We start from the raw sequence: 22,304 nt of genomic DNA, 5'->3' as shown, positions 1-22,304 counted from the left end.
CTACCCAGTTTGGCACAACGCTACTACCGTTGGGGGGCATGACAGACTACGCAGATGACGAGCTCGACGGCCCAACCTTCGCCGTCGCGGCCCTCAGCGACGGGGCCCACTGGGAGGTCCGGGAGCTGCCGGACTCCGCCACCAACAGCCTGGACGAGCTGGCCAGCCATCTGCGCAGTTCCCGATCCGAAGGTCCCGTCGTGGGCCTGGTGTGTGTGGACGACGATTGGTGCGCCATTATCCGCCCCGTTCCCGGCAAGGTCCGGTTGCTTATTTCGGACGCCACGGCCGCGCTCGACGACTACCTCGCCACGGACATGCTGGACGAGTTGGACGTGGATACCCCCGACGAGCAGGAAGCGGAGGAGTCCGAAGAACCCTGGCCGGAGGGGGAGTTCGACCTCCTGGAGGACCTGGGCGCCTCCGAGCAGGTACTCAGCGTGATCTTCGACGATGAGGAGCTCTACGCCTCCGAACAACTGCTCCGCGTGGCCGAGGAGCTGGGATTCGCGGAGGAACTGGCCCAGGTCGCCGACCTCGAACTGGAATGAAGCCACAGGAGGGGGGCTTTGCCTCGATCGGGGCCGGCCTGCCCCGCCCACTGCCTCTGCGCAGGCGGGAAACCCTCATGCGCCGGGCACTGGACGTCGCCGCAGGCACGCCCGATGGGGATGTGCCCGTCGGCGCGATCGTGGTTGGGCCAGCGGGTACAGAACTGGCCGCGGCAACAAACCGGCGGGAAGCGGACGCGGACCCCACGGCCCACGCGGAGATTCTCGCCCTACGTCGGGCGGCCCGTGCACTCGGCGATGCCTGGCGCCTAACCCAGTGCACTCTGGTGGTGACCTTGGAGCCGTGCTCCATGTGCGCGGGTGCGGCGCTGGGCGCTCGGGTGGGGGAGATCGTCTTTGGCGCCTACGAACCGAAAACGGGGGCCTGTGGCAGTGTGTGGGACTTGCCCCGGGAGTCCCCCCTCCACCGCGCCGAGGTCACTGGCGGCGTCCTCGCGCCGGACTGCGAGCGCCTCATGCAGCGGTTTTTCCACTCTTTGCGCCGAGGCGGTGGCGCAGCCGGGCCGGGCGCAACTACGGTTGAGGGTGCCTACGGGCGCGAACCGAACGAATAAAAGTTTTTTCAAGGAGTGTAGTTATATGGGTTTCATGGATAAGGCTAAGGAAATGGCCGGCGACAACAGCGACAAGATCAAGGATGCCGCCCACGGTCAGGTCGACCAGCGCGTCGATGGCGGCAAGGCCGACAAGGTGAAGGAAGGCGTGGACAAGGGCATCGACAAGGCCCTCGGCGGCGAGTAAAGCCCCCACACCTAAAGGCCGCCCCCGATCGGATCACTTCGGCCGGGAGCGGCTTTTTTGCTGCCCTCAACCCCGGTGTTACCCTGGGTCAGGTTCACTAGCAGTGAACCAACTTCACTGGTGGCGTGTCCGAGCGGCCGAAGGTGCTCGCCTCGAAAGCGAGTGTTGGGTAATCCCCAACCAGGGGTTCAAATCCCCTCGCCACCGCCATGAGATGGCCGTACCCCCCAGCCCGTGGAAGACCGCTTCCGCAGGCTGGGGTTTGGTCATCCCCCTTTTCTTCTCTCGGAGGTCGGTTAGTCACTGTGGATGTCCATGATGGACGCCAACACTGGGCGCCCGATCGCATCCGCGCAGCCGATCAGGCCCACGTGTGGCACCCCTATTCCCCCCGCTTCAACGCTCAACCGCAGTTGCCCGTCCGCTCGGCGCGGGGGACCCGGCTGACCCTGGCGGACGGCCGGGAGGTCCTGGACGGCATGAGCTCCTGGTGGGCCGCCTGCCACGGTCATTCCCACCCCCACATCGTGGCCGCGGCGCACCGGCAGATCGACACAATGAGCCACGTCATGTTCGGCGGGCTGACCCACCAACCGGCCGCCGAGCTCGCCGAGCGGCTGCTGGGGCTGGTCAATGGCCCTCGCGCGTTGGGGGGGCCGCCGCTCACCAGCGTGTTCTACTCCGATTCCGGGTCCGTAGCGGTGGAGGTGGCGTTGAAGATGGCGCTGCAATACCAGCGGGGAATGGGCAGGCCCCAGCGCGATCGCTTCCTCACGTGGCGCGGCGGCTACTACGGGGACACCCAGGGGCCCATGGGGGTCTGCGACCCAGACGGCGGCATGCACCGCCTGTGGCGGGGGACCCTGACACCGCAGGTGTTTGTTCCGGCCCCGCCGGGGCTGTTGGCGTCCCCAAGAACTATCGCGGACTACCTGGAGGACATCGCCGCGACCATCCACCGGCACAACGCGGCCACCAGCCCGCACGGTATCGCCGGGATCATCGTGGAACCGCTGGTGCAAGGCGCCGGGGGTATGCGCTTTCACCACCCGGAGCTGATCAGCGGGTTGCGGCGGATCTGCGAGGAGACGGGAACCCTGCTCATCGCGGACGAGATCGCCACGGGTTTCGGCCGGACGGGGGAGAGCTTCGCGTGTTTCACCGCTGGGGTGCGCCCGGACATTCTGTGCGTCGGGAAGGCGTTGACCGGCGGTTTCATGAGCTTCGCCGCGACCTTGGCGGGGGATCGGGTAGCGCGGGCGGTGGATTCCGAACCCGGCGGCGGGGCACTCATGCACGGGCCGACCTTCATGGGCAATCCCCTGGCCTGCGCGGTGTCCCTGGCCGCGTTGGACCTGTATGAATCGGGCTACTGGCGCCCGCGCGTGCGCCGTTTCGCCCAGTTGCTGGAGGAGGAGATGGCGCCGCTGCGGGGCGCGCCAGGGGTTGTGGACGTGCGCGTTTTGGGGGCCATCGGCGTGGTGGAGATGCTCGGAGAGGTGGAGCTGCCCCGGATGACGCAGACCCTTGTGGACATGGGGGTGTGGCTACGCCCATTTGGTCGTTTGCTCTACACCATGCCCCCGTTTATCTGCAGTGACGAGGAAATCCGGCTGATCGGCCGGGCTATGCGACAGGCGGTGACGGCATGATCCTCTGTGTGACGGGAACGGGGACCGACGTGGGCAAGACGGTTGCCACGGCCGCTCTAGCCGCCAACTATCGGGCCCAGGGCTACCGAGTGGAGGTGGTGAAACCCGCCCAGACCGGAACTACCCAGGGGGATAGCGATGCCCGCGAGATCACCCGCCTCACCGGGATCACTCGCGTGCACACCTTCGCGGGATACCCGGAGCCGCTCGCGCCCGTGCCCGCCGCGCGCCGGGCCGGAATGGCATTTCTGGATCGGGGGGAGGTGGTGGAGCGGATCCGGCAGTTGGACGCCGCCAGCCCCGAGCGCTGCGTCATAGTGGAGGGCGCCGGCGGGGTCCTGGTGGAACTGGGCCCGGGCTGGACGATCGCCGATGTGGCCTTGGATCTGGGGGCACCGATAGTGGTGGTGACCTCCACCGGGCTGGGCAGCCTGAATCATGCGGGGTTGACCGTGGAGGCGTTGGCACATCGCGGGGTGGTGTGTGCTGGGTTAATAGGCGGGAGCATCCCGGCGGATCCCGGATTGGCCACGCGGAGCACGCTGGAGGGATTGCGGGATTTGGGCGGGGGGCAGTGGCTGGGGAGCATCCCGGAGGGAGCGGGGAGGTTGAGTCGGGAGGGCTTTGCTGCCGGAGCGGGAGAGTGGTTGCGGCTGCCAGGGGCGCAATAGTCTTCCTATACTGGGGCCCATGCCCGCACACTCCGCTGCAGCTCGGCGGCTGGATCCCCTCTCCGTGCTGGGGGAGCTGCTCATCACCCTCGGGGTCATCGTCGGCCTGTTCGCCGTCTACGAAGTCTGGTGGACCAACGTGGAGGCTAAGCAGGAACAGCAGGCCGCCGAAGATCGGTTGCGGCAGCAGTGGAGCGACGAGAACCCCCGGCCGCTTACCGTGCCTCAGGACGGCAGCGCCATCGCGCGGCTGTACATCCCCTCCTTCGGTAGCGATTTTTCCTTTGCCGTGGTGGAGGGGGTTACCCAGGCGGATCTAGCGAGAGGGCCAGGGCACTACCCGGATACCGCACAAGCCGGGGAACCAGGGAACTTCGCACTAGCGGGACACCGGGTGGGCCGCGGGGCCCCCTTCAACGACCTCGGTTTGCTGCATTCTTGCGATGCGATAGTGGTGGAGACGGCGGGAAGCTGGAACGTTTACCGGGTGCTGCCGATCGATACCCCTGCGCAACAGGCCGGTCAGGTAGCGGCGGGCTGCCTGCCTCAACCGGCGGCGGAGGCGGCAACGAGTGGCGCTTATGCCGACGTGAACGGGCGCAGCATCACTAACCCGCAGGACGTGGAGGTGGTCAATCCCGTCCCCGGCCAGCCCCGTTCGGCGGCGCAGCCGGGGGACCTTCCGCTGCTCACCCTGACTACCTGCCACCCCCAGTTCTCGAACAGGGAGCGGATGATCGTGCACGCTGTCCTGGCCCGCCATGACCTCAAGTCCCCGGGATATGTTCCCCCTGAACTGACTGGGGGAGCCTGAGATGTACGCATGGATCTGGCGTCGAATCCCCGGGCCCCTGCCCGTGCGACTACTCGTGGTCCTGGTCTTCCTGGTGGCGGCGTTCTTCCTGTTAATGGAAGTGGTCTTTCCTTGGGTGAGCGCGCACATGCCCTATCACGACGTGGCGGTGTGAGCGTGTAGGTGGACTCAGAGCGCCAACGCGCGGATGGTCTGCTCGGCCACTTGTTGGGCCTTCACGGACTGCTCTTGGGCGGCGGTGACGATGACGGCCGTGGAACCTTTCCACACGGCGTAGACGGAACCCCCACCGGGTCCCCCACATCGGCCTCCACTCCAGCCAGCAGGGTCCAGGGCCTTCTGGGTGGAATCTATGGGTGCTGCGGCATCGACGGCCGCCACGGCCTGTTCGTGGGTGGGGAAGGTTCGGGCCAGGACGGTCAACTGCGGCGCCTCTGCTTCATAGGACCAGAAGAAGCAGGCCGGGGGAATAAAACGCGTATCCAGAGACGTACCCGTCACCCGCTGTCCGGTGGTTGTCTCTACCCAGCCACCCTCTAGGTAGGGGCATTGGGCGTCGCGGGGCCCGGCAAGATCCAGGGGCGCGTCCACCGGCGGATCGACGGGTGGTGGGGCCGATTGCGGAGAACCGGTCGGCCCGGCGGCGTGTGGTCCGGAAGGCGAGGAGGAGCAGCCAGCGGCGAACACTGCAACGCAAACGGCAGCCGCCATCGCCCGGGAGAAGTGAGCCCGTCCCGGTCGATGAGAGCTGCCGTTTAGTACGCGCGCCAATCTGCTGTCCGCTTCCTTACTCCACGCGATCGAGCTCCACCATGAAGCGGGGGTAGATCTCCTGGCCCGGAAGTGCTTGGCGCACGTCCTCGGCGGCTTCGGTGCAGGCCTGGGAAAGGGCCTCCATGTCCACCTTCGCGGGGGCATGGACGGTCACGTTGACGACCCGCGTTCCCCGATCGTTGATGCACTTGTGGTGGGAGGTACGCACCCCGTCCAAATGGGCGAAGGAGTACTCCACCACGTGGGCGATGTCCGCGGGGGACAGGGCGATAGTGCCCTCCCGGTTGGAGGCCGGGGAGATCTGGCGGCCCACCCTGCGCCGTTGCAGGTTCATGATCAGGAAGATCAGCCCCAGAATCAGCGCAATCGCTGCTGCCCCAACGAGCCACCAGATGTAGTTGCTCTGGTTCGGCAACCCGGAGACGGCTTTCTGATCTACAGAGGAGCTGATCTTGTCCGCAAAGGCCTGATGGAAGAACTTGCCAATACCCCACGCCGCCAAGAACGCGAGTACTGCGAACAGGAGGAAGGCGATTAGCCGGTTGAAGAAAGATGTCGTGCGGCTCATCGGTTCGCTCCTTCGTTCGTCACCCGAACCTGCACTGCGGGAGGGTCGGCCAGTACGGATAAGCGCCGCTCGACGGCGTCTGTGATCCGCTGCTGCAGGCCGTCATCGAGCACGCCGACAACGGCGTGGACCTTGACCTTCTTACGGCTGGCCTTGGAATGGGCACGCAGAACGCCATTGATGCGCCGGGCGCTGGCCGTACTCATCCGGGCCACGTCCGTGGGGCGCACCCACGCTTCGGTACCGGCGGCAAGGGGCAGGTGGGTTTTTGCCCGGGGCTTGAAGACGAACCACAGCACCAGCAGTGCTACGAGCCCGCAGGCAATTGCTGCGGCGAACATCCACGTGACGAAGGTCAGGGCGCCCAGCCAGGTGAATGCGTCGGGCAGCCACTGGCCACCGGTGATCACCTGCTCGTGCACCAGAATGTCTCGGATGAGCACCGCCGTCAGTGCCAAGAGCAGCAGGCCGAGCAGCAGTACCAGCCATTTGGCCGCCGGGGCGGCCTTCGGCTCTGGGGCGGCCGATGTATTAGCGGTTCCGTCCGCCGTGCCAGCCGGAGCTTGGGCTGTGGGCAGGGGGGCGGCGAAGCGCCCGGAGGGCTGGGGCCGATACACCTCAGTAGAGACCGTGTTGTTCGGGGATGTCACGGGGCTCATAGGTGCCCTCCTTCATCGAGTGCGCCGCGCTCGGCCCGCAGCGCTGAACCAGCGACGAGCATCCGCTCCAGCTCGGCGCGTTGCGCGGAGGGAACCACCCGTACCTGCACCGGACCACGCTCGGCGGCCGGGACCGTTGGTGTGATCGTTGCATGCTGGCGCACGTAGACGGGGGTGAGATCCTCTCGCCGGGAGCGGGGGAATACAGTCACGGCCAAACCCTCCGGGGTGGGAACGTCCCGCATGGGAAGGCCCTGGGGAGTGGGGATGTCCGCCAGCAGCGGCAGACCAACCGGGGAGGCAATGCGGCGCAGGCCTACGTTTTCCGGGACCTTGGGCACATAGACCGAACGGGTTACCGGAGGGCGCACCCGGGAAACCGCTAGTGGTTCAGGCGTGGGGATCCGGAGAAGTTGCGGCTCCGGCAGGTGCCTGATGCGTCGTACCGGCGTGGGATGGGGCGCGGAGATACTAATCGGGGTGACCGGCTCCGGCTCCACGGGGCGCAGAACGTCACGCGGCTCCGGCGCGGCAACGGACCGCACATGGGGCTCGGCGGGGGCCGCGATGGACCGCACCTCTCCCTCGGCGGGCGCCGAGATGGAACGGACATCTACATCCACCATCGGCTGGGGACGCAGGATGTCTTCCTCCGCGAGACGTGCCTCTACTGTTGGAGGGTGGGCCTGAAGGGGCTCGGCAATGATGTAGTGCAGCTCGGGTGTGCGCGGGGCTGCTGCGAGCTCCTCCAGGGTGGTCCGTTGGGTGCGGCCAGCTCGAAGAGCATAGCCCTCCTGCGGGCCGTGAGCCTCTGCCGTGGCGGCGGTGGCGTTCTCGGGGTAGATCTCACCGTCGTCGGTGCCGACGACTTCCTCTACCTCCACGTTAATTGCCAGGACGGCTACGCCGGTGTAGTGCTCCAACCACTCCGCGATGGTCTCGCGCGCGGTTTGGGCGACGGCCACGACGGGGCAGGGCCACTGCACCGCGATGTGGGCGGTGACGTACATCGCGGTGTCTGCGGTTGCGCGGTCGATATCGAAGCGGGGCAGTCCACGCCCGGGCAGCTTGTTCATGCCGGAGGAGTCCGCCACCACACCAGGAACGCTCAGTGCTGCTTGCCTGGCGATCCGATCCACGATCCGATCGTTAATCTCAGTGTGGGTTTGGGAGGTGGCCTGCTCCCCGGTCCCCTGAGGTTCCGAGTCGGTGACCATGCTCATCAACCCCGGCCGCTCTTGGACTGGCCAGCGATGGAGGTGAGGTCGATCTTGCCCTCGAGGTGGGCTCCAATGAGCCCGCAGATGCCGCAGAATAGCAAGACGGTGAGGAAGCCGACTAGGCCCTGCCACATTGCGCCGACGGCGAGGAGGAATCCGAGGAGGATGCCGATGTATGTTGCGTTTTTCATGACACGTCCAATGGTCAATGGGCCTAGACTGCGCGTTTGGTGCGTGCCCAAGGGCGCAGCGCTGCCCGGCGTGAATGGGTTCTGCGCGAGGTTTTACTGGACGCGGGTGACGTTCTCGGACTCAGAGTCCTGCTCGTCCTCATCCTCGTCGGGCAGGTGCACATCGTGCACGGTGACGTTGACTTCGTTGACACCCAGTCCGGTCATCCGCTCAACCGAGATGATGACGTTACGGCGGATGGCCTCCGCGAGCTCGTGGATAGCCACACCGTATTCGGCGACCACGCCGATGTCCGCGGCTGCCTCGCGCTCGCCGACCTCCACGGACACGCCCTGCTGGACGTTCACGCGGCCACCGGGGATGCGCTCGCGCAGGGCGCCGACGACGCGAGCGGTACCGCCACCGAGGTCGTAGACACCGGTGACCTCGCGGGCAGCCATGCCGGCGATCTTGGACACGACGGAGTCGGAGATGGAGGTCTGTCCGTTGCTAGTGACCAGTGCGGAGCCATTGGCGGAGGACTCGTTGGTCTTTGCCGGGGTGTTGGGCGTGTGGGAAGCGGTGTCGGCGGACTTGTTGTTCTCAGCCATATTGGCGTTCTCCTTCATTACGTCGGCCCGTTGGCAGGGAAAGTAGTTGGGGGCCGATTCTTGTGGTGGTGGGAGCCTGTCGGCGTGCCGCTAAGGGGTCCCACGTTTAGCCTGTGGCCCGTTTCGGCTGTCGCGTTTCTCCACGGTTGGCCGTTCGCGATAGCCTCCGGGGCCGGTTGCACCTATAGCGCAATCCCAAGTGTAGTCCTAAACGGAGATAACCGCCGTTGGCCGTCACTTCTGCGGCAGTTGGCAGTGGTGGGGCAGGGTGTCTGCCAGCGCGCCGAGGAGGGCGTCGATCTGCTCGGTCCGGTGGGTGGACATCACGGTAATCCGCAGAATTGCGGCCCCGCGGGGCACGGTGGGGTATCGGATGGCGGGCACGTGTAGGCCCTTTCTTGTTAGCGACGCCGCCACGCCCATCGCCACAGTCTCATCCCCGAGGGGAATGGGGACAATGGGTGAGTAGGGTTCCGGCACGTTCAACCCCAGCGCAACCAACCCCCGGTGCAGGTAGCTCACGTTGGATTGCAGGCGCCGTACGTGACCGGGATCAGTGCGAATGACCTCCACTGCGGCCCGGGCAGCGGCGATGATGGGTGCCGCGTTGGCGGTGGAGAACACGAAGGACCGCCCCTGGTTGCGCAGCAACTGGATCGCATCACGGGGGCCGCAGACGAATCCGCCTTCGGCCCCGAGGGCTTTGCTCGCCGTGCCGACGAGGATGTCCGGTCGGGGTTTCATTGCGCAGCCGCGCCCGTCCCCAACCGTGCCGATGCCGTGGGCATCGTCGATGAGAAGCAGGCAGCCGTGCCGCTGGCATAGGCGCATAAGCCCCGCCACGTCGGCCAGGGTGCCGTCCATGGAGAAGACCCCATCGCTGACCAGCAAGCCCCGCCGACCTGCGCGCAAGCGTTGCGCCATCGCGGTGTCCAGGGCGCGCAGGTCCCGGTGGGGATAGATGACCAGGTCGGCCTTCTTCGCGCTGCGGCACCCGTCGATGAGACTGGCGTGATTGCGCTCATCCGAGAAGATCACCGTATCCGCGTCGGAATACGTGCTGACCGCGGCGAGGTTGGCCGCGAATCCGGTGGCGAAGAAGGCGCAATCCTCGAAGCCCAGCCACTCGGCCAGATCCGCTTCCAGGGCCAGGTGTTCCCTGGTGGTCCCCGTGGTTAGCCGGGAGCCCCCGGAACCGGCCCCGTAGTGCAGGAGGGCCCGCTGTGCTGCCGCCAGGACTTTCGGGTGCGTGGCCAACCCCAGGTAATTGCTACTGGAGAACAGCAGGCGCCGCTGGCCGTCCACAATGGCCTCCGGATCCTGGGCCGTGTCGAAGGGAACCATCGTTCGGCCCAGCCCGGCCCCCTCCCAGGCGGCCAGGCGTTGGGCGAGGTGGCGCCAATGCTCCTCGCGGCGCTGCGTCCCGGCGGGTTTAGCCAATGTGGTCTTTCCACTCGGCCCCGTAGTAGCGGGAGAGGAACTGATCCCGGTACTCCTCGAATCTGCCTTCGTCGATGGCCTGCCGGATCCGGTCGACAAGCCCCACCATGAAGTGCAGGTTGTGCAGCGTGCACAGCGTGCCCGCCAGGAACTCCTTGGCCTTGAGAAGGTGGTGGATGTAGGCGCGGCTGTAGTTTTCACAGACATAACCGCCGACTTCGGCGTCGATGGGGGAGAAGTCCCGCCTGAACCTTGCCCCGGTGAGGTTGATACGCCCGTCCAGGGTGTACACCCCGCCGCGCCGGCCCAGCCGCGTGGGCGCGACACAGTCGAAGGTGTCCGCCCCTGCCGCGATCGCGGTGAACAGGTCATCCGGTTCGGAAATCCCCAGCAGGTGGCGCGGTTTTTCCTCCGGGAGTTCCTGGCTGACCCAGTCCACGATTGTGCCCAGGTTCTCCTTTTCCAGGGCGCCGCCGATCCCATATCCCCCAAAACCGCGGCACCCGCGCTGCTCCGCCTGCTCGGAGAGAGCCACCAGGCCGCGCGCCGCTTGGCGTCGTAAATCTTCGTATTGAGCCCCCTGGACGACCCCCCACAGGGATTGGAGAGGTCGATGGGGACGGGCCTGGGTCAGCCGGTCGTGCTCTGCGAGGCAGCGCTCGGCCCAGCGGTGGGTGCGTTCCACGGAGCGCTCTTGGTACACGCGGGTGTTGACCAGGGTGGTCAGCTCGTCGAACGCGAACATGATGTCCGCGCCAAGCTGGTGCTGGATCTGCATGCTGACCTCCGGGGTGAAACGGTGCTTGGAGCCGTCGATCACGCTGCGGAAATCCACGCCGTCCTCGTCCACCACGGCCATGCGTTTAGCCTGCTGGGCGACGATGTCGGAGGTATCCAATCCGGAGGTGTCCATCGCCAGCACCTTCTTGAACCCCACTCCCAGGCTCATTACCTGGAAACCCCCGGAGTCCGTGTAGGTGGGCCCGCGCCAGTTCTCGAAGGCCGCGACTCCGCCGGCCTCGTCCACGATGTCCGGGCCAGGCTGGAGGTACAGGTGGTAGGCGTTAGACAGAATCGCCTGGGCCCCGGTGCTTTTCACCTGTTCCGGGGTGAGGGTTTTGACGGTGGCCTTGGTGGCCACGGGGATGAATGCGGGGGTGCGGATGATGCCGTGGGGGGTATTGAGGACGCCCGTCCGCCCAAGCGCGGGTGCAGTGTCGCGGCCGGGGCGCGTGACGTGCTCCAGGCGGGAACAGAGCTGGAACCAGGTGTCCGTCGCTGGCGCGGGGTCTTGCGGGGCACAGGGGTTCGGGCGCATGTGTGGCACTTTAGGCCACGGCCATCGCGGAATGAATGCGGCCCGGGCGTGGTTGCGTGCAGCAGTAAACCGCTTTTTGGAAGGAGCCTACACCGATGGCCGACCTGCAACAGTCCCTGCGCAATCTGATGAAGCCAGCGCCGAAACCCACGACCGGGGAGAACATCGCCCGCATCGGCCTGGGGGCCATGATGTCCTGGGCCGGAACCTGTCACCTCACCTTCGCCCGCAAGGACTTCCAAGCGCAGGTTCCGGATTGGTTCCCCATGGACAAGGATTTCGTGGTGCTCAGCTCCGGGGTGGTGGAGCTGGCCTTCGGCACGGCGTTGCTGGCGCTGCCGAAGTACCGGAAGGCGATTGGCACGGGGTTGGCGGCTTTTTACGTGGCCATCTTCCCGGGCAACGTGAGCCAGTACGCTGAGCGCCACGACGCTTTCGGGCTGGACACGGACCGCAAACGCCTGATCCGCCTGTTCGGCCAGCCTGCGTTGGTGGCTGCGGCGTTGAAGGCGGCGGGTTTGCCGAATCGTTGAGCCTGCAAGAATAGGGGGTGTGTCTTGTCGCCCTACCGCAGCGGAGCTTAAGTGACCAAAGCTGGCCGTTATGCCCCCAGCCCCAGCGGGGATCTGCACCTGGGCAATCTGCGCACTGCCGTTTTGGCGTGGTTGTTCGCGCGGCAGTCTGGCCGGGACTTCCTCATCCGCATCGACGATATTGACGCCCAGCGTTCGTCCCCTGAGGCGGCGCAGCGCCAGGTGGCGGATCTGGCGAGCATGGGGGTGGTCTCCGACGGCCCGATTGCCACACAGCAGCAGTCCCTTGCCCTGTATCAACGGGCCCTCAGAACGCTGATCGACGCCGACCGCGTATACGAGTGCTACTGCTCCCGGAAGGAGATCGCCGAGGCCTCCCGAGCACCCCATGCCATCCCCGGCCGCTACCCGGGGACCTGCCGCAACCTGACGGAGCGGCAGCGTACCGCACGGCGCGAGCAGTTGGCGGAGCAGGGCCGCGTGCCCTCGTTGCGCCTCCGGGCGGACGTGCGCCACTGGGCCGTTGCCGAGGGCTTTGCTGCGGAGGCTCGCGACCGGAAATTCACCGGCGAGGTGGACGACTTCGTTCTGCGGCGCGGCGGCCAGGCCCCGGAGTTTGCCTACAACCTCGCCGTTGTCGTCGACGATGCCCACGCCGGGGTGGACCAGGTGGTGCGCGGGGAGGATCTTCTATCCAGCGCGCCGCGGCAGGCCTACCTGGCCCACCTGTTGGGGTTGCCCGCGCGCACGTACGTTCACGTGCCGCTGGTGCTGGGCCCCACGGGCAAGCGTTTGGCCAAGCGCGATGGGGCCGTAACTCTGCGCGAGATCGGCCCTGGCGAAGCACGAGCGTGGATCGAGCGGTCCCTCGCCTCGGCGCTTGCCCCACGGGACGGGGCAGCGGGGCGCGGGTGGATCGAGGATCTACTGATTCGCTTCGATCCGGCCGGCTTGTCGCACGAGCCCGTCACGTTCCCGGGGTGAGCCTAGCGCCCGGAGCGCGGGCGGAAGCTCGGCACTTGCTTCTTTAGCGCCGACGTCCGCGCGATCGCGGTGTTCTTCAGCCCCAGCAGGCGCATTTGCCGCAGACGTTCGGCCAGGAACGTGCGGCGCTCCCCAGCCGTCCATGTCGAGTCGAAGATGCGCTTTGCCTGCGCCACGGAGTCCGGTGATCTCGTTGCGATCTGTTCGGCTAGCTCGCGCGCCGCTGTTTCTGGGTCCTCATGTATTTCGGACGCCAACCCCAGCGCAGCCGCCCGCTCTCCGCTGAATACCTCACCGGTCATGGCCAGGCGTTTGGCGGTGTCGATGGGGAGGAGTTGTTTTATTGCGTAGATTCCGGACATGTCCGGGATGAGTCCCCACTTGGCTTCCAGAACGGACCATTTGGCGTCCGCGGTGGTGAAGCGGTAGTCGGCCCCGAGGGCGATTTGGACTCCGCCGCCGAAGCAGTACCCCTCTACCGCGGCGATGACGGGGACGGGCAGGCGGCGGAAGGCCCACACTGCTTCTTGAAATGTGTTTGTGCCGCGCCAGGGCCGGGGAAGGAAGGTTTTGGCTACCCGTGCGGGGTCTTTGAGTGCGGTAGCGAAGTCCAGGCCGGCGGTGAAGTTGTGGTCGGTTCCGGAGATGATCACTGCGCGGATGGACTTGTCTGCCCGGATGCGGTGGGCGGTTGCCACGAGCTGCTCGAGTGTTTCCAGCGTGAGCGAGTTGAGCTTGCCGGGGCGGTTGAGCCGCACGTGCGCGATGGGGCCGGATGTGTCGAGGAGGACGGGCTGCGTGTTCATAGTGGTCACGCTAGTTCACGGCCCGGGTGGGCGGCGATAAAAAAGGGGACCCCGCGCACCCGTTAGAGCTCGTTGACCCTTGCTGCATTCCTGCCCTGGGGGAGTTCACAAGATAGACGCCGCGCGGAATCCGCAGCCCATGTTAGACGCTCGGGGGCGGGCGAACAAAGAAGCCCGGCCCGAAAGGGCGACTGTCAGCGGTTTTGGAGGGGTTAGGGTGCCTGTGTATATTGGTCGGCGGAGGATTCGACTAGCGGCCTATGTCACACGCCTGGAACGCGTGCGGGAGTCACATCCCTCAGGGGTTCAAATCCCCTATCCTCCGCCAGAGTACGAAAGCCCCCCGCCCATCGGCAGGGGGCTTTCGTTCGCGTTGGGCCTCTATACGGCGAGGTCGAGGGGTCCAGTTCTTGGCCCTGGCGCAGGGCCGTTGCGATGGAGCGTCCAATGGCCTCGGCAACGGGCGGAGGAAAAGCGTTGCCAACTTGCCGCCACTGAGCAGTCTTGCCACCCTGCCATTTCCAATCGGCGGGGAACCCTTGGATCACTCCACCCATCTGCACCGTTAAGCGGGGCATTTCCACCAGAGGATCGACGGGAAAATCCGGAGGTGGTGCGGTCTCCGCGATGGAGCTGCCCTTCACTCCCAGGGCCCGCCACGCCTCCCGAGCGCGGCTAGGTCCAACGTCGGGACCACCGTGCTTCTTAGAACCACCAACGAGGGTGGGTGCCACCTTGTCGGCTTTACGAGCCCACGTCCCGGCCCCGGGCCAACCCCGGGAGGCCATCAGCGGGTACAGAGCTTCCCCAACGGTGGTGTGGTGGGTCCTCGGTTCCGGGAAAGCGAAATGCTCGGCGTACTCCCGGCGAATTGCCACCAAAATGAAGCGAGGCCGCAACTGTGGCACGCCGAAATCGGCCGCCTGGATCAACTCCCAGAACACCTCGTACCCCAGGCCCTCCAGCGCGGCGATGATTGAGGACCGGTAGGTATCAAAGCGCCTCTGCCCTAGGCCCTTAACGTTCTCCAGTAGGACGGCGCGGGGAGACATCTCCCGGACCAGCTCAATGGCCCGCGGGAAAAGATCACGCTCATCCTCCCCGCCCAATTGCTTGCCCGCGATGGAAAATGGGGGGCAGGGGACTCCCCCCGCCAGCAGGTCCACCCCAGCGAATTCCCGCCCATCAAACTCGTGCACAACATCGGCGTGGATGACGTTCCACTCGGGGTGGTTGGCGCAGAGAGTGGCCACGGCGTGGGGATCGATTTCCACCACAGCGCGGTGGCTGAACCCCGCCCGGTGCAAGCCCAAGGCCTGTCCACCTGCACCGGCGCAGATTTCCACGCATGTAAGCCCCAGATTCATGTGGTGAACGTTACCAGTCAGGTCGGTGAGAACCCCTTTTTGTATCGAACACCTGTTCTACATCAAGGCGAGGGTCCGCCCGTCCCGCAGCATCACCCGCGCCGCCATTAGGACAGCCCCCACCCCCGCAGCGAGCCACAGTCCGTCAACAACCAACTCCAGTCCCAGGTGCCCGAGGGTAACACCAGCCGGCGCGCCGCTGGTGGCGTCCCGAAGAAATTGCACCAACCACGTCAATGGCAGCCCGCCGACAATCTGCCGCACAACAACCGGATAGTGGGCGTGTTCCAGCAGGACCCCGGCGGTGACCGGAAAGGCCGCTGCGAGGAGGTTTGACAGCAGGAACGGATCACGCCAGGCAATCGCCGCTACGCAACACACTATCCCCGCGCAGGCCCCCACCACGATCGCCAGCGGGATGGCGCAAAGCAGGGTGAGCGCGTAGCGGTGTGAGTCGTGCGCGGGGTCTGCAATGAACACGCCCGTCGCCGCGCACAGGGACGTTGCCGCAGAAAACGCAGCCACCGGGGCAAAGCGGGAGACCCAATAGCGCGGGGACAAAGGACGGGTGGTGATCACGTCCGCCAGCACGCCGAGGGCTCGGTCCCGGGTCACTGCCGTCACCCCTCCGAAGGCCACGACTCCGGCGGAGGAGACCACCAGTCCGGCGTCCGCGATCAGCACCCCGTCCGGCAGCCGCATGGAAGCGACAACGGACAACAGCAACAGGACCTCCAACAACGGCAGGAGGACCAGCGAGGTAGCAGCGGTGCGCGAGTTGGCCAGGGCAGGGGTGGAGCGAGCGGCGACCCGCAGCGCCACAGCCCAAGGGCTATCGCGGCCCGGCCTATTCACACGACCACCTCCAACGTCCCATCCACGGTGGCTCGATTTAGCGCCCGAGCGGCCAACCAGAAACCCATTCCGGCCCAAACTACAGCGACCAGCAGGCACATTATGCCGCTCTACCACGAGGGTTGGGCGAGAAATTCCACGGCGAAACTCGTGGGCAGGGCATGGCCCAACGTCCGCAACCCCGCCGGGTGATAACCGAAAATCCCCGACAGCAGCACAATCGGCACCAGGATGAGCCCCTCATAGGTCAGTGCATGGGCGGAAAGCACCAAAACTGGGGCGATTACTAGGCACAGGGACAGGCACGCAATCCACAACAGCAATATCCCGACCACCAACCCACCGGCGGAAGAAAAGCCAATGGCAAAGAGGCAGCACGCGCTCAATCCAGCAGCCCGGTCTGGCGCAGGGCCCGGTCCACGCGCGCGGGCCTTTCGGCGGTGGGCACGCGGAGTACGTCGGCGAAGAAGAGCAGGTTATCCCGGGCGCTGGCGCGCTGGTAGAAACCGGATTCGCCGCCAAGGACGAGGCCGATGTGAGCCCGGGCCGCTCGGGTTCGGCGCAGCGCATCCACACCGCAGATTTCTAAGGCTCCGCTCGTCGGCACCAACAGCGTGGAGCACATTCGCACGATCGTGGTCTTACCCGCGCCGTTGGGCCTCACAAGGCCCACGATCTGACCGGCCCGGATGCTCAGGGACACGACGTCCACCGCCGGGGCAGGGGACCAACGCAAACACGCGCCGGAGCGCGGTGGCCTCCAAGACGGGGTTCTCCACCTGTTCGTCTGCCTCCCATTAGACTTGTCTGTCGATCAAGACTAACCAGCAACACCCGGGCTAGTCGCCCCCAAAACCCCCCCGCACCGCTTCCCAAGGAGGCCACCTTCGTGAACATCGCGGATATCGATACCCACCGGCTCCTCGAGCTCAAGCCCGAGGTGCAGCAGCAATACGAGGAATTCAAGTCCCGCGGCCTGAAACTCGATCTCACCCGCGGTAAGCCCTCCGCGCAGCAATTGGATCTAGCCACGGAGCTGCTTAGCCTGCCCGGGGAGGATTACACGGACTCGGCTGGCACGGACACCCGCAACTATGGCGGGTTGAAGGGCATCGTGGATATCCGCTCGCTGTGGGCGGAGCTGCTGGGGCTGCCGGTGGACAACGTGCTGGCGGGGGATGCCTCCAGCCTCAACATCGTCTTCGACCTCATCAGCTGGTCCTACACTTTCGGGAACAACGATTCGCCCCGCCCCTGGTCGCAGGAGGAGAAGCTGAAGTGGATCTGCCCGGTTCCCGGTTATGATCGCCACCACAGCATCACGGAGCTCTTCGGGTTCGAAATGGTCACTGTCCCGATGACCAGCACCGGCCCGGACATGGATGCGGTGCGCCAGTTGGTGGCGGATCCCAGCGTAAAGGGCATGTGGAACGTCCCGGTGTTCTCCAACCCGACCGGGATCACCTACTCCCCGGAGACCGTGCAGGCTCTGGCCAGCATGGAAACCGCCGCACCGGATTTCCGCATCGTGTGGGACAACGCCTACGCCGTGCACACCCTCACGGAGGACTTCCCGGTGGTGCACAATGTGTTGGATCTCGCCGAGCAGGCCGAGCATCCCAACCGGTTCTGGTTCATGTCCTCCACCTCTAAGATCACCTTCGCCGGCGCGGGCGTGGCCTTCTTCGCCTCCTCCGCAGAGAATCTGTCGTGGTACGAGAAGATCGCCAACGTGCGGGGGATCGGCCCAAACAAGGTCAACCAGCTCGCCCACGCCCGGTACTTCGGGTCTGCGGAGGGGGTGCGCGCGGTGATGCGCAAGCACGCGGGTTCCCTGACCCCCAAGTTTGCCGCCGTCATCCGCATTCTCGACCAGCGGCTGGGAGGCCTGGGGGTGGCGCAGTGGACCCGGCCGACCGGCGGCTACTTCATCTCCGTGGACGTAGTGGAGGGGACCGCCTCCCGCGTGGTGGAGTTGGCGAAGCAGGCCGGTGTGGCCCTCACTGGTGCCGGGGCCACCTTCCCCCTGAAGCGGGACCCGAAGGATCAGAACATTCGTCTGGCCCCGTCGATGCCGACGATCGACCAACTAGAGCTGGCGATGGAAGGCTTCGCCACCTGCGTGCTGCTCGCCGCGATCGAGGCCGCGGAGGCGCAGTGAACGGGCAGGAGGCGCTCGCATGGGTGAGCGGCCTGCTGCCCCTCGAGCCGACGGTGGAGCATCATCGTTCTGGTCCTGCCGATGGTTTCGGGGTGGATGTAGCCCTGGTCCGTGTAGGGGGTGAGGACGCCACCAGCGGCGCGTCGGCCCCACCGGAGACCGTTGCCTTTACCCTGGATGCGGCCCGGATCGACGCGGGATTGACTACCGCCGATGGCTCCGATCTGCGGGTGGAGTTCCTCACGGTCGTGAGCGGACACGGACCCGAGGCGGCTGCACTGGTGACGGCTGCGGCCGCGATGACTGCCGGGGATCCCGTGGCCCACTCCCCTCAACCGGGGACGGTGTTGGCGGGCCTGGCAGACAGATTGCCGCTAGCGGGTGCCGGGCAGCGTCCCCCTTCCGCCCGGCATGGGCTGCTGGTCCCGCCCTATCTGTGGGATCGGGGAGTGCCACATTTCCACGAGGTCACTGCGGGCGGACGCCGCTCGGCGACGAAGACAGCGAACGTGGAGTTCACCCATCCCGGGCGCTTGACGGTGCCGATCCAGGTGGTGATGATCACGGATGCCGAGCTCGCTCTCCTGCACGCCGAGGGTATCGACGCCGTGCAGGCCCGGCTTGTAGACAGTGGAGCGGATCTGAACAACATCTGGCGGTGAGCGTCCGGGCCCTCTGTACGCTAGACCCGTGGCTCTTTACCGCAAGTACCGCCCTTCCACGTTTGCCGAGGTGGTGGGCCAGGAACACGTCACCGAACCGCTGTCTACCGCCCTGGACAGCGGCCGGATCAATCACGCCTATCTGTTTTCGGGTCCCCGCGGTTGCGGTAAAACATCGAGTGCGCGCATTCTCGCGCGCTCCCTGAACTGCGTGAAGGGGCCCACGTCCACCCCGTGCGGGGTTTGCGATAGCTGCGTGGCCCTGGCCCCCGGTGGGCCCGGCAGCCTGGACGTCACGGAGCTCGACGCGGCCTCGCACAATGGCGTGGAGGACATGCGGGAGCTACGGGACCGGGCCTTCTACGCCCCGGCGGAGTCCCGGTACCGGGTGTTCATTATCGACGAGGCTCACATGATCACCCCCCAGGGTTTCAACGCCCTACTGAAGATCGTGGAGGAGCCGCCGGAGCACCTAATCTTCATCTTCGCCACGACCGAGCCGGAGAAGCTCCTGGCCACGATCCGGTCGCGGACGCACAACTATCCCTTCCGGCTGTTGACTCCTCCCGCGATGAAGGGGTTGCTGCAGTCCGTGATCGCGGGGGAGGGGACGCCCGTCGAGGACGAGGTGTATCCGCTGGTCGTGCGCGCCGGGGGAGGATCGCCGCGCGATTCCCTGTCTATCCTTGACCAGTTGTTGGCGGGGGCTGGACCCGAGGGCATTACCTATCAGCGGGCCTTGGCCCTGTTGGGCGTGACCGATACCGCCTTGATTGATCGGGCCGTGGAGGCGCTGGGGGTGCATGACCAGGCCGGGTTGTTTGGCGTGGTCAATGACGTCATCGACGCGGGATACGACCCCCGGCGGTTCGCCATGGATCTGTTGGACCGCTTCCGGGACCTCCTGGTGGTGCGGGCCGCCCCGGATGCCTTCGAGCGGGGGCTGGTGGATGCGCCCGCAGGGCAGCAGGAGGTGCTCCGGGAGCAGGCGGAAGCGCTGGGGGAGGCCACACTCACGCGCTGTGCTGCGCTGGTGAACGAGGGCCTTCTGCAAATGCGGGGGGCCACTGCGCCCCGACTGTTGTTGGAGATCCTGTGTGCGCGCATGGCCTTGCCCGCAGCGGGCATGACCGTGGAGGCGCTTGCCCAGCGGGTAGAGGCCCTGGAGCGTGGCACCGGCCAGGGGAGCACTACCGGCAGTGCAATCGTGACCTCCGGAAACGGCGAGGTGCGCAAACGCTACCAGCGGCCCAGCGAGCGGCGACGGGAGGAGGCGGAGCAGCCAACTCATGAGCAGCCGCAACCCGATGACTTGCCTGCAGACGAAGACGATGGCAGCTCCGTCATCGCCATGGCCAAGCAGGCTCGGGAGATCATGGACCGGCGCCGCGCCCAGCATCGGGGAGCCGAGGTGTCGAAACCGGCTGAGGCTCCGGCCCCCTCAACCGGGGCAACGCTGGGCGCAGACAACTGGGGCACCTTCTTGGACGCGGTGAAGGCAGCGGATCTCAGCGCCTGGATTGCGCTCCGGGATGCCCGGGTGGAGGAGGAGCAGCCAGACGCCGACACCGTTCGGGTTCGACATCACACCGGTGCACTGGCCAACTTCGTCAACAGTAGGGACAATGCGCAGGTCTACGCCCGAGCCGCACAGCAGGTCGTGGGCCGGGAAATCACCATCCGGGCAAACGGGGTACGGAACCGTGCGCACCCGTCTGCCCAGGAGTCGGCGCGACAAATGGAGGCTCAGCCCGAACCCGAACCACAACCACAACCCGAACCACAACCCGAACCACAACCCCAACCTCAACCCGAGCCGGAACCACAACCCCAACCCACCGCCCCCCGCACCTCCGAGCCCAGGTGGCGCAAGCGCTACCAGGAGGTGAAGTCCCGCCGGGACTACAACCTGGCGAACGCCATCGACGGGGTCCCGTTACCCGATGAGCCGCCGGAGGATGAGGATCCGGGCCCTTTTAGCGCGGCTCCGCTGGAAACTGGCTCCCCGGAGCCCGTTCCCGCGGAGCGCCGCAGTGCACTGGACATCGCCGCGGAGCTCATCGAGTCCAGCCTGGGTGCTAAGCGGGTGCGTTGAACCTGTTAGCTCGCTGTCACTGCCTGAAAACACCCTTACTGGCCCGGGATTTCCCAGCCCACGGGCGGTACAGTGGCCAATGGCGGTGCAGGTCACCGGCCAGAACAACGCAAAGTACATCGCAACTACAACGCAGGAGAGCACCTCGATGTCTCAACCGGATATGAACCAGCTCATGGCGCAGGCCCAGCAGATGCAGCAGCAGTTGCAGCAGGCCCAGGCGGAGATCACCGCTTCCACCGTTGTGGGGGAGGCCGGCAATGGCCTGGTCAAGCTGGAACTGGAGGGTTCCGGTGATATCAAGTCCCTGAGCATCGACCCGAAGGTCGTGGACCCGGAGGATGTGGAAACGTTGCAGGACCTCATCCTGGGCGCCTTCTCCGAAGCCAACGAGAAGCTGCGCGATCTGGCGCAGGAAAAGATGGGCCCCCTATCCCAGGGCATGGGTGGGCTGGGGTTCTAGGGCCACCCGTCCCCTTTCCCCGCCCCCTCGAAGAATCCGCGTCAGACCAGAACGTAGCTAGCACACATTGTTTGAAGGCCCTCTCCAAGACGTCATCGACGAATTCGCCCGTCTCCCCGGCATCGGGCCGAAAAGCGCGCAACGTATCGCGCTGCATCTCCTCGAGGTCGATCCGGCCGATCTCGAGCGTTTCCAAAACGCCCTAGGCCGCCTCCACGAAGGAGTGGCTTTCTGCCGGATCTGCCACAACATTTCGCAGGAGGATGTGTGCCGGATCTGCGCGGATTCCTCCCGAGACGGGGGATTGATCTGTGTTGTGGAGGAGAGCAAGGATATCCAGGTCATCGAGCGAACTGGGGAGTACCGCGGGCGCTATCACGTCCTGGGGGGTGCCCTGGACCCGCTCAATGGGATGGGCCCGAAGGAGCTCAATGTCACCGCGCTCGTCCAGCGGATCGGTGGTGCGCTCCCGGATGTGGCTACCGGGGAGGTGGACGCCAACGACCAACCGCTCTATCAACCAGCCCCGGAGGTCTCGGAGGTCATCATCGCCACGGACCCGAACACCGAGGGGGAGGCCACCGCGTCCTATCTGGGGCGGTTGCTGAAAGACTTCCCGGGGTTGACCGTGTCGCGCCTGGCCAGCGGGATCCCCATGGGTGGTGACCTAGAATTTGTAGATGAGCTGACCCTCTCGAGGGCTTTCGCCGGGCGTACCATGCTCAGCGGGAACTAGGCTGTACACGTGAAGCATCAAATAGTGCAGGAGCAAACATGTCTTTAGACCGAGGGGACAACATCCCCGCAGCCATCTGGGCCACCGCGTTTGGGGGAGCTGGGATTCTGCACATGGTGCGGCCGGCATTCTTCGACAACATCGTCCCGGAGGAGTTGCCCGGCACCCAGCGCGATTGGTCGCTAGGGTCCGGCGTGATGGAGCTGGGGCTCAGCACCCTGCTGATCGCGAGCTTCGCCAAGCCGCAGTTGCGGCCCGTGCTGGGGAAGGCCTGCGCCCTATTCCTGCTGGCGGTGTGGCCGGGCAACATCAAAATGGCCTGGGATTGGCGCAGCGCGAAGCCTATTGCCCGGGCAATTGCTTTCATCCGAGTACCGCTACAGATCCCCATGATGAAGCACGCCCTGAAGATCGGGCGCTAGCGCAGTCGG

Annotated in this window: 27 protein-coding genes, 2 tRNA genes, 1 other RNA gene and 1 pseudogene; 17 read left to right on the top strand and 14 right to left on the bottom strand. The window is 66.0% G+C overall.

Features of this window, described 5'->3' with window-relative positions:
• The first annotated feature begins 38 nt into the window (after positions 1-38).
• The 8 genes from CHEID_RS09980 (at position 39) to CHEID_RS09945 (ending at position 4,604) form a co-directional block, all read left to right on the top strand.
• Complete coding sequence (locus CHEID_RS09980; protein ID WP_112769089.1) at positions 39-551, top strand: tRNA adenosine deaminase-associated protein; 513 nt, start codon at positions 39-41, stop codon at positions 549-551.
• Positions 548-1,126 carry a nucleoside deaminase gene (locus CHEID_RS09975; protein ID WP_112769088.1) on the top strand — a complete coding sequence of 193 codons (579 nt, stop codon included), beginning with the start codon at positions 548-550 and terminating at the stop codon, positions 1,124-1,126. The genes CHEID_RS09980 and CHEID_RS09975 overlap by 4 nt, the downstream gene beginning before the upstream one ends.
• A 25-nt stretch (positions 1,127-1,151) precedes the next feature.
• Entirely contained in the window at positions 1,152-1,313 is a 162-nt protein-coding gene (locus CHEID_RS09970; RefSeq protein WP_165841653.1) for a hypothetical protein, read from the top strand.
• A gap of 119 nt (positions 1,314-1,432) precedes the next feature.
• Positions 1,433-1,523, top strand: a tRNA-Ser gene (locus CHEID_RS09965).
• A 95-nt stretch (positions 1,524-1,618) separates the two neighbouring features.
• The gene (locus CHEID_RS09960; RefSeq protein WP_238599265.1) at positions 1,619-2,965 is read left to right on the top strand and encodes an adenosylmethionine--8-amino-7-oxononanoate transaminase; all 1,347 of its coding nucleotides are present in this window, start codon (positions 1,619-1,621) and stop codon (positions 2,963-2,965) included.
• Positions 2,962-3,636 carry a dethiobiotin synthase gene (gene bioD, locus CHEID_RS09955; RefSeq protein WP_112769086.1) on the top strand — a complete coding sequence of 225 codons (675 nt, stop codon included), beginning with the start codon at positions 2,962-2,964 and terminating at the stop codon, positions 3,634-3,636. The genes CHEID_RS09960 and bioD overlap by 4 nt, the downstream gene beginning before the upstream one ends.
• Positions 3,637-3,655: 19 nt before the next feature.
• Complete coding sequence (locus CHEID_RS09950; protein ID WP_112769085.1) at positions 3,656-4,450, top strand: class E sortase; 795 nt, start codon at positions 3,656-3,658, stop codon at positions 4,448-4,450.
• 1 nt (position 4,451) lies between these two features.
• Positions 4,452-4,604 carry a hypothetical protein gene (locus CHEID_RS09945; RefSeq protein ID WP_181645882.1) on the top strand — a complete coding sequence of 51 codons (153 nt, stop codon included), beginning with the start codon at positions 4,452-4,454 and terminating at the stop codon, positions 4,602-4,604.
• A 14-nt stretch (positions 4,605-4,618) separates the two neighbouring features.
• Here the strand turns inward: CHEID_RS09945 and CHEID_RS09940 are convergent, their stop codons facing one another.
• The 8 genes from CHEID_RS09940 to tgt all read right to left on the bottom strand — a co-directional run bounded on the left by CHEID_RS09940 (position 4,619) and on the right by tgt (position 11,211).
• Positions 4,619-5,161, bottom strand: a complete 543-nt coding sequence (locus CHEID_RS09940; RefSeq protein ID WP_112769084.1) for a DUF2020 domain-containing protein — start codon at positions 5,159-5,161, stop codon at positions 4,619-4,621.
• A 76-nt stretch (positions 5,162-5,237) separates the two neighbouring features.
• The gene (locus tag CHEID_RS09935; protein ID WP_112769083.1) at positions 5,238-5,792 is read right to left on the bottom strand and encodes an Asp23/Gls24 family envelope stress response protein; all 555 of its coding nucleotides are present in this window, start codon (positions 5,790-5,792) and stop codon (positions 5,238-5,240) included.
• Positions 5,789-6,451, bottom strand: a complete 663-nt coding sequence (locus CHEID_RS09930) for a DUF6286 domain-containing protein (protein WP_112769082.1) — start codon at positions 6,449-6,451, stop codon at positions 5,789-5,791. Before CHEID_RS09930 ends, CHEID_RS09935 begins: the two co-directional genes overlap by 4 nt.
• Complete coding sequence (locus CHEID_RS09925) at positions 6,448-7,674, bottom strand: Asp23/Gls24 family envelope stress response protein (RefSeq protein ID WP_112769081.1); 1,227 nt, start codon at positions 7,672-7,674, stop codon at positions 6,448-6,450. The genes CHEID_RS09930 and CHEID_RS09925 overlap by 4 nt, the downstream gene beginning before the upstream one ends.
• On the bottom strand, positions 7,674-7,862 hold the full coding sequence (locus CHEID_RS09920) for a hypothetical protein (RefSeq protein ID WP_112769080.1): 189 nt from the start codon (positions 7,860-7,862) through the stop codon (positions 7,674-7,676). The genes CHEID_RS09925 and CHEID_RS09920 overlap by 1 nt, the downstream gene beginning before the upstream one ends.
• A 93-nt stretch (positions 7,863-7,955) precedes the next feature.
• Positions 7,956-8,453, bottom strand: coding sequence for an Asp23/Gls24 family envelope stress response protein (locus CHEID_RS09915; RefSeq protein WP_112769079.1), 498 nt, complete (start codon positions 8,451-8,453; stop codon positions 7,956-7,958).
• 234 nt (positions 8,454-8,687) lie between these two features.
• Positions 8,688-9,893 carry an aminotransferase class I/II-fold pyridoxal phosphate-dependent enzyme gene (locus CHEID_RS09910; protein ID WP_238599264.1) on the bottom strand — a complete coding sequence of 402 codons (1,206 nt, stop codon included), beginning with the start codon at positions 9,891-9,893 and terminating at the stop codon, positions 8,688-8,690.
• A complete protein-coding gene (gene tgt / locus CHEID_RS09905; protein ID WP_112769078.1) occupies positions 9,886-11,211 on the bottom strand; it encodes a tRNA guanosine(34) transglycosylase Tgt in 1,326 nt (441 codons plus the stop codon). The genes CHEID_RS09910 and tgt overlap by 8 nt, the downstream gene beginning before the upstream one ends.
• A gap of 95 nt (positions 11,212-11,306) precedes the next feature.
• Between tgt and CHEID_RS09900 the strand changes: the two genes are divergently transcribed.
• The gene (locus tag CHEID_RS09900) at positions 11,307-11,744 is read left to right on the top strand and encodes a DoxX family protein (RefSeq protein ID WP_420536376.1); all 438 of its coding nucleotides are present in this window, start codon (positions 11,307-11,309) and stop codon (positions 11,742-11,744) included.
• A gap of 51 nt (positions 11,745-11,795) precedes the next feature.
• The gene (gluQRS, locus tag CHEID_RS09895; RefSeq protein WP_112769077.1) at positions 11,796-12,728 is read left to right on the top strand and encodes a tRNA glutamyl-Q(34) synthetase GluQRS; all 933 of its coding nucleotides are present in this window, start codon (positions 11,796-11,798) and stop codon (positions 12,726-12,728) included.
• Positions 12,729-12,730: 2 nt separating this feature from the next.
• Here the strand turns inward: gluQRS and CHEID_RS09890 are convergent, their stop codons facing one another.
• Positions 12,731-13,534 (bottom strand): crotonase/enoyl-CoA hydratase family protein, encoded by an 804-nt coding sequence (locus tag CHEID_RS09890; protein WP_112769076.1) that lies wholly within the window; start codon positions 13,532-13,534, stop codon positions 12,731-12,733.
• A gap of 40 nt (positions 13,535-13,574) precedes the next feature.
• Positions 13,575-13,669, bottom strand: an RNA gene (gene ffs / locus CHEID_RS09885) — signal recognition particle sRNA small type.
• A gap of 104 nt (positions 13,670-13,773) precedes the next feature.
• Between ffs and CHEID_RS09880 the strand changes: the two genes are divergently transcribed.
• Positions 13,774-13,862 (top strand) — tRNA-Ser (locus CHEID_RS09880).
• An 88-nt stretch (positions 13,863-13,950) separates the two neighbouring features.
• On the opposite strand, the pseudogene CHEID_RS09875 reads toward CHEID_RS09880, so the two are convergent.
• The 4 genes and pseudogenes from CHEID_RS09875 to CHEID_RS09860 form a co-directional block, all read right to left on the bottom strand.
• A pseudogene (locus CHEID_RS09875) lies at positions 13,951-14,901 on the bottom strand (DNA cytosine methyltransferase); the annotation flags it as partial.
• A gap of 57 nt (positions 14,902-14,958) precedes the next feature.
• Positions 14,959-15,756: an ABC transporter permease gene (locus CHEID_RS09870; RefSeq protein ID WP_146743830.1), complete on the bottom strand. Its 798-nt coding sequence runs from the start codon at positions 15,754-15,756 to the stop codon at positions 14,959-14,961.
• Between the two features lie 110 nt (positions 15,757-15,866).
• Positions 15,867-16,025, bottom strand: a complete 159-nt coding sequence (locus tag CHEID_RS09865) for a hypothetical protein (RefSeq protein ID WP_181645881.1) — start codon at positions 16,023-16,025, stop codon at positions 15,867-15,869.
• Positions 16,026-16,138: 113 nt separating this feature from the next.
• Complete coding sequence (locus CHEID_RS09860) at positions 16,139-16,468, bottom strand: ATP-binding cassette domain-containing protein (RefSeq protein WP_238599262.1); 330 nt, start codon at positions 16,466-16,468, stop codon at positions 16,139-16,141.
• A 177-nt stretch (positions 16,469-16,645) separates the two neighbouring features.
• On the opposite strand from CHEID_RS09860, the gene CHEID_RS09855 reads away from it, so the two are divergent.
• The 6 genes from CHEID_RS09855 to CHEID_RS09830 all read left to right on the top strand — a co-directional run bounded on the left by CHEID_RS09855 (position 16,646) and on the right by CHEID_RS09830 (position 22,295).
• Complete coding sequence (locus tag CHEID_RS09855) at positions 16,646-17,917, top strand: aspartate aminotransferase type Ic (protein WP_112769072.1); 1,272 nt, start codon at positions 16,646-16,648, stop codon at positions 17,915-17,917.
• The gene (locus tag CHEID_RS09850) at positions 17,914-18,579 is read left to right on the top strand and encodes a hypothetical protein (protein WP_112769071.1); all 666 of its coding nucleotides are present in this window, start codon (positions 17,914-17,916) and stop codon (positions 18,577-18,579) included. The genes CHEID_RS09855 and CHEID_RS09850 overlap by 4 nt, the downstream gene beginning before the upstream one ends.
• 28 nt (positions 18,580-18,607) lie before the next feature.
• Entirely contained in the window at positions 18,608-20,674 is a 2,067-nt protein-coding gene (locus tag CHEID_RS09845) for a DNA polymerase III subunit gamma and tau (RefSeq protein ID WP_273661132.1), read from the top strand.
• A 148-nt stretch (positions 20,675-20,822) separates the two neighbouring features.
• On the top strand, positions 20,823-21,137 hold the full coding sequence (locus tag CHEID_RS09840; protein ID WP_112770323.1) for a YbaB/EbfC family nucleoid-associated protein: 315 nt from the start codon (positions 20,823-20,825) through the stop codon (positions 21,135-21,137).
• Positions 21,138-21,204: 67 nt separating this feature from the next.
• Positions 21,205-21,873 carry a recombination mediator RecR gene (locus CHEID_RS09835; protein ID WP_112770319.1) on the top strand — a complete coding sequence of 223 codons (669 nt, stop codon included), beginning with the start codon at positions 21,205-21,207 and terminating at the stop codon, positions 21,871-21,873.
• A gap of 38 nt (positions 21,874-21,911) precedes the next feature.
• On the top strand, positions 21,912-22,295 hold the full coding sequence (locus CHEID_RS09830) for a DoxX family protein (protein ID WP_112770320.1): 384 nt from the start codon (positions 21,912-21,914) through the stop codon (positions 22,293-22,295).
• Positions 22,296-22,304: the final 9 nt, after the last annotated feature.

Origin of the sequence: Corynebacterium heidelbergense (assembly GCF_028609845.1) — a bacterium.
Classification (GTDB): Bacteria; Actinomycetota; Actinomycetes; order Mycobacteriales; family Mycobacteriaceae; genus Corynebacterium; species Corynebacterium heidelbergense.
This window is presented reverse-complemented; position numbering and strand designations above follow the sequence as displayed.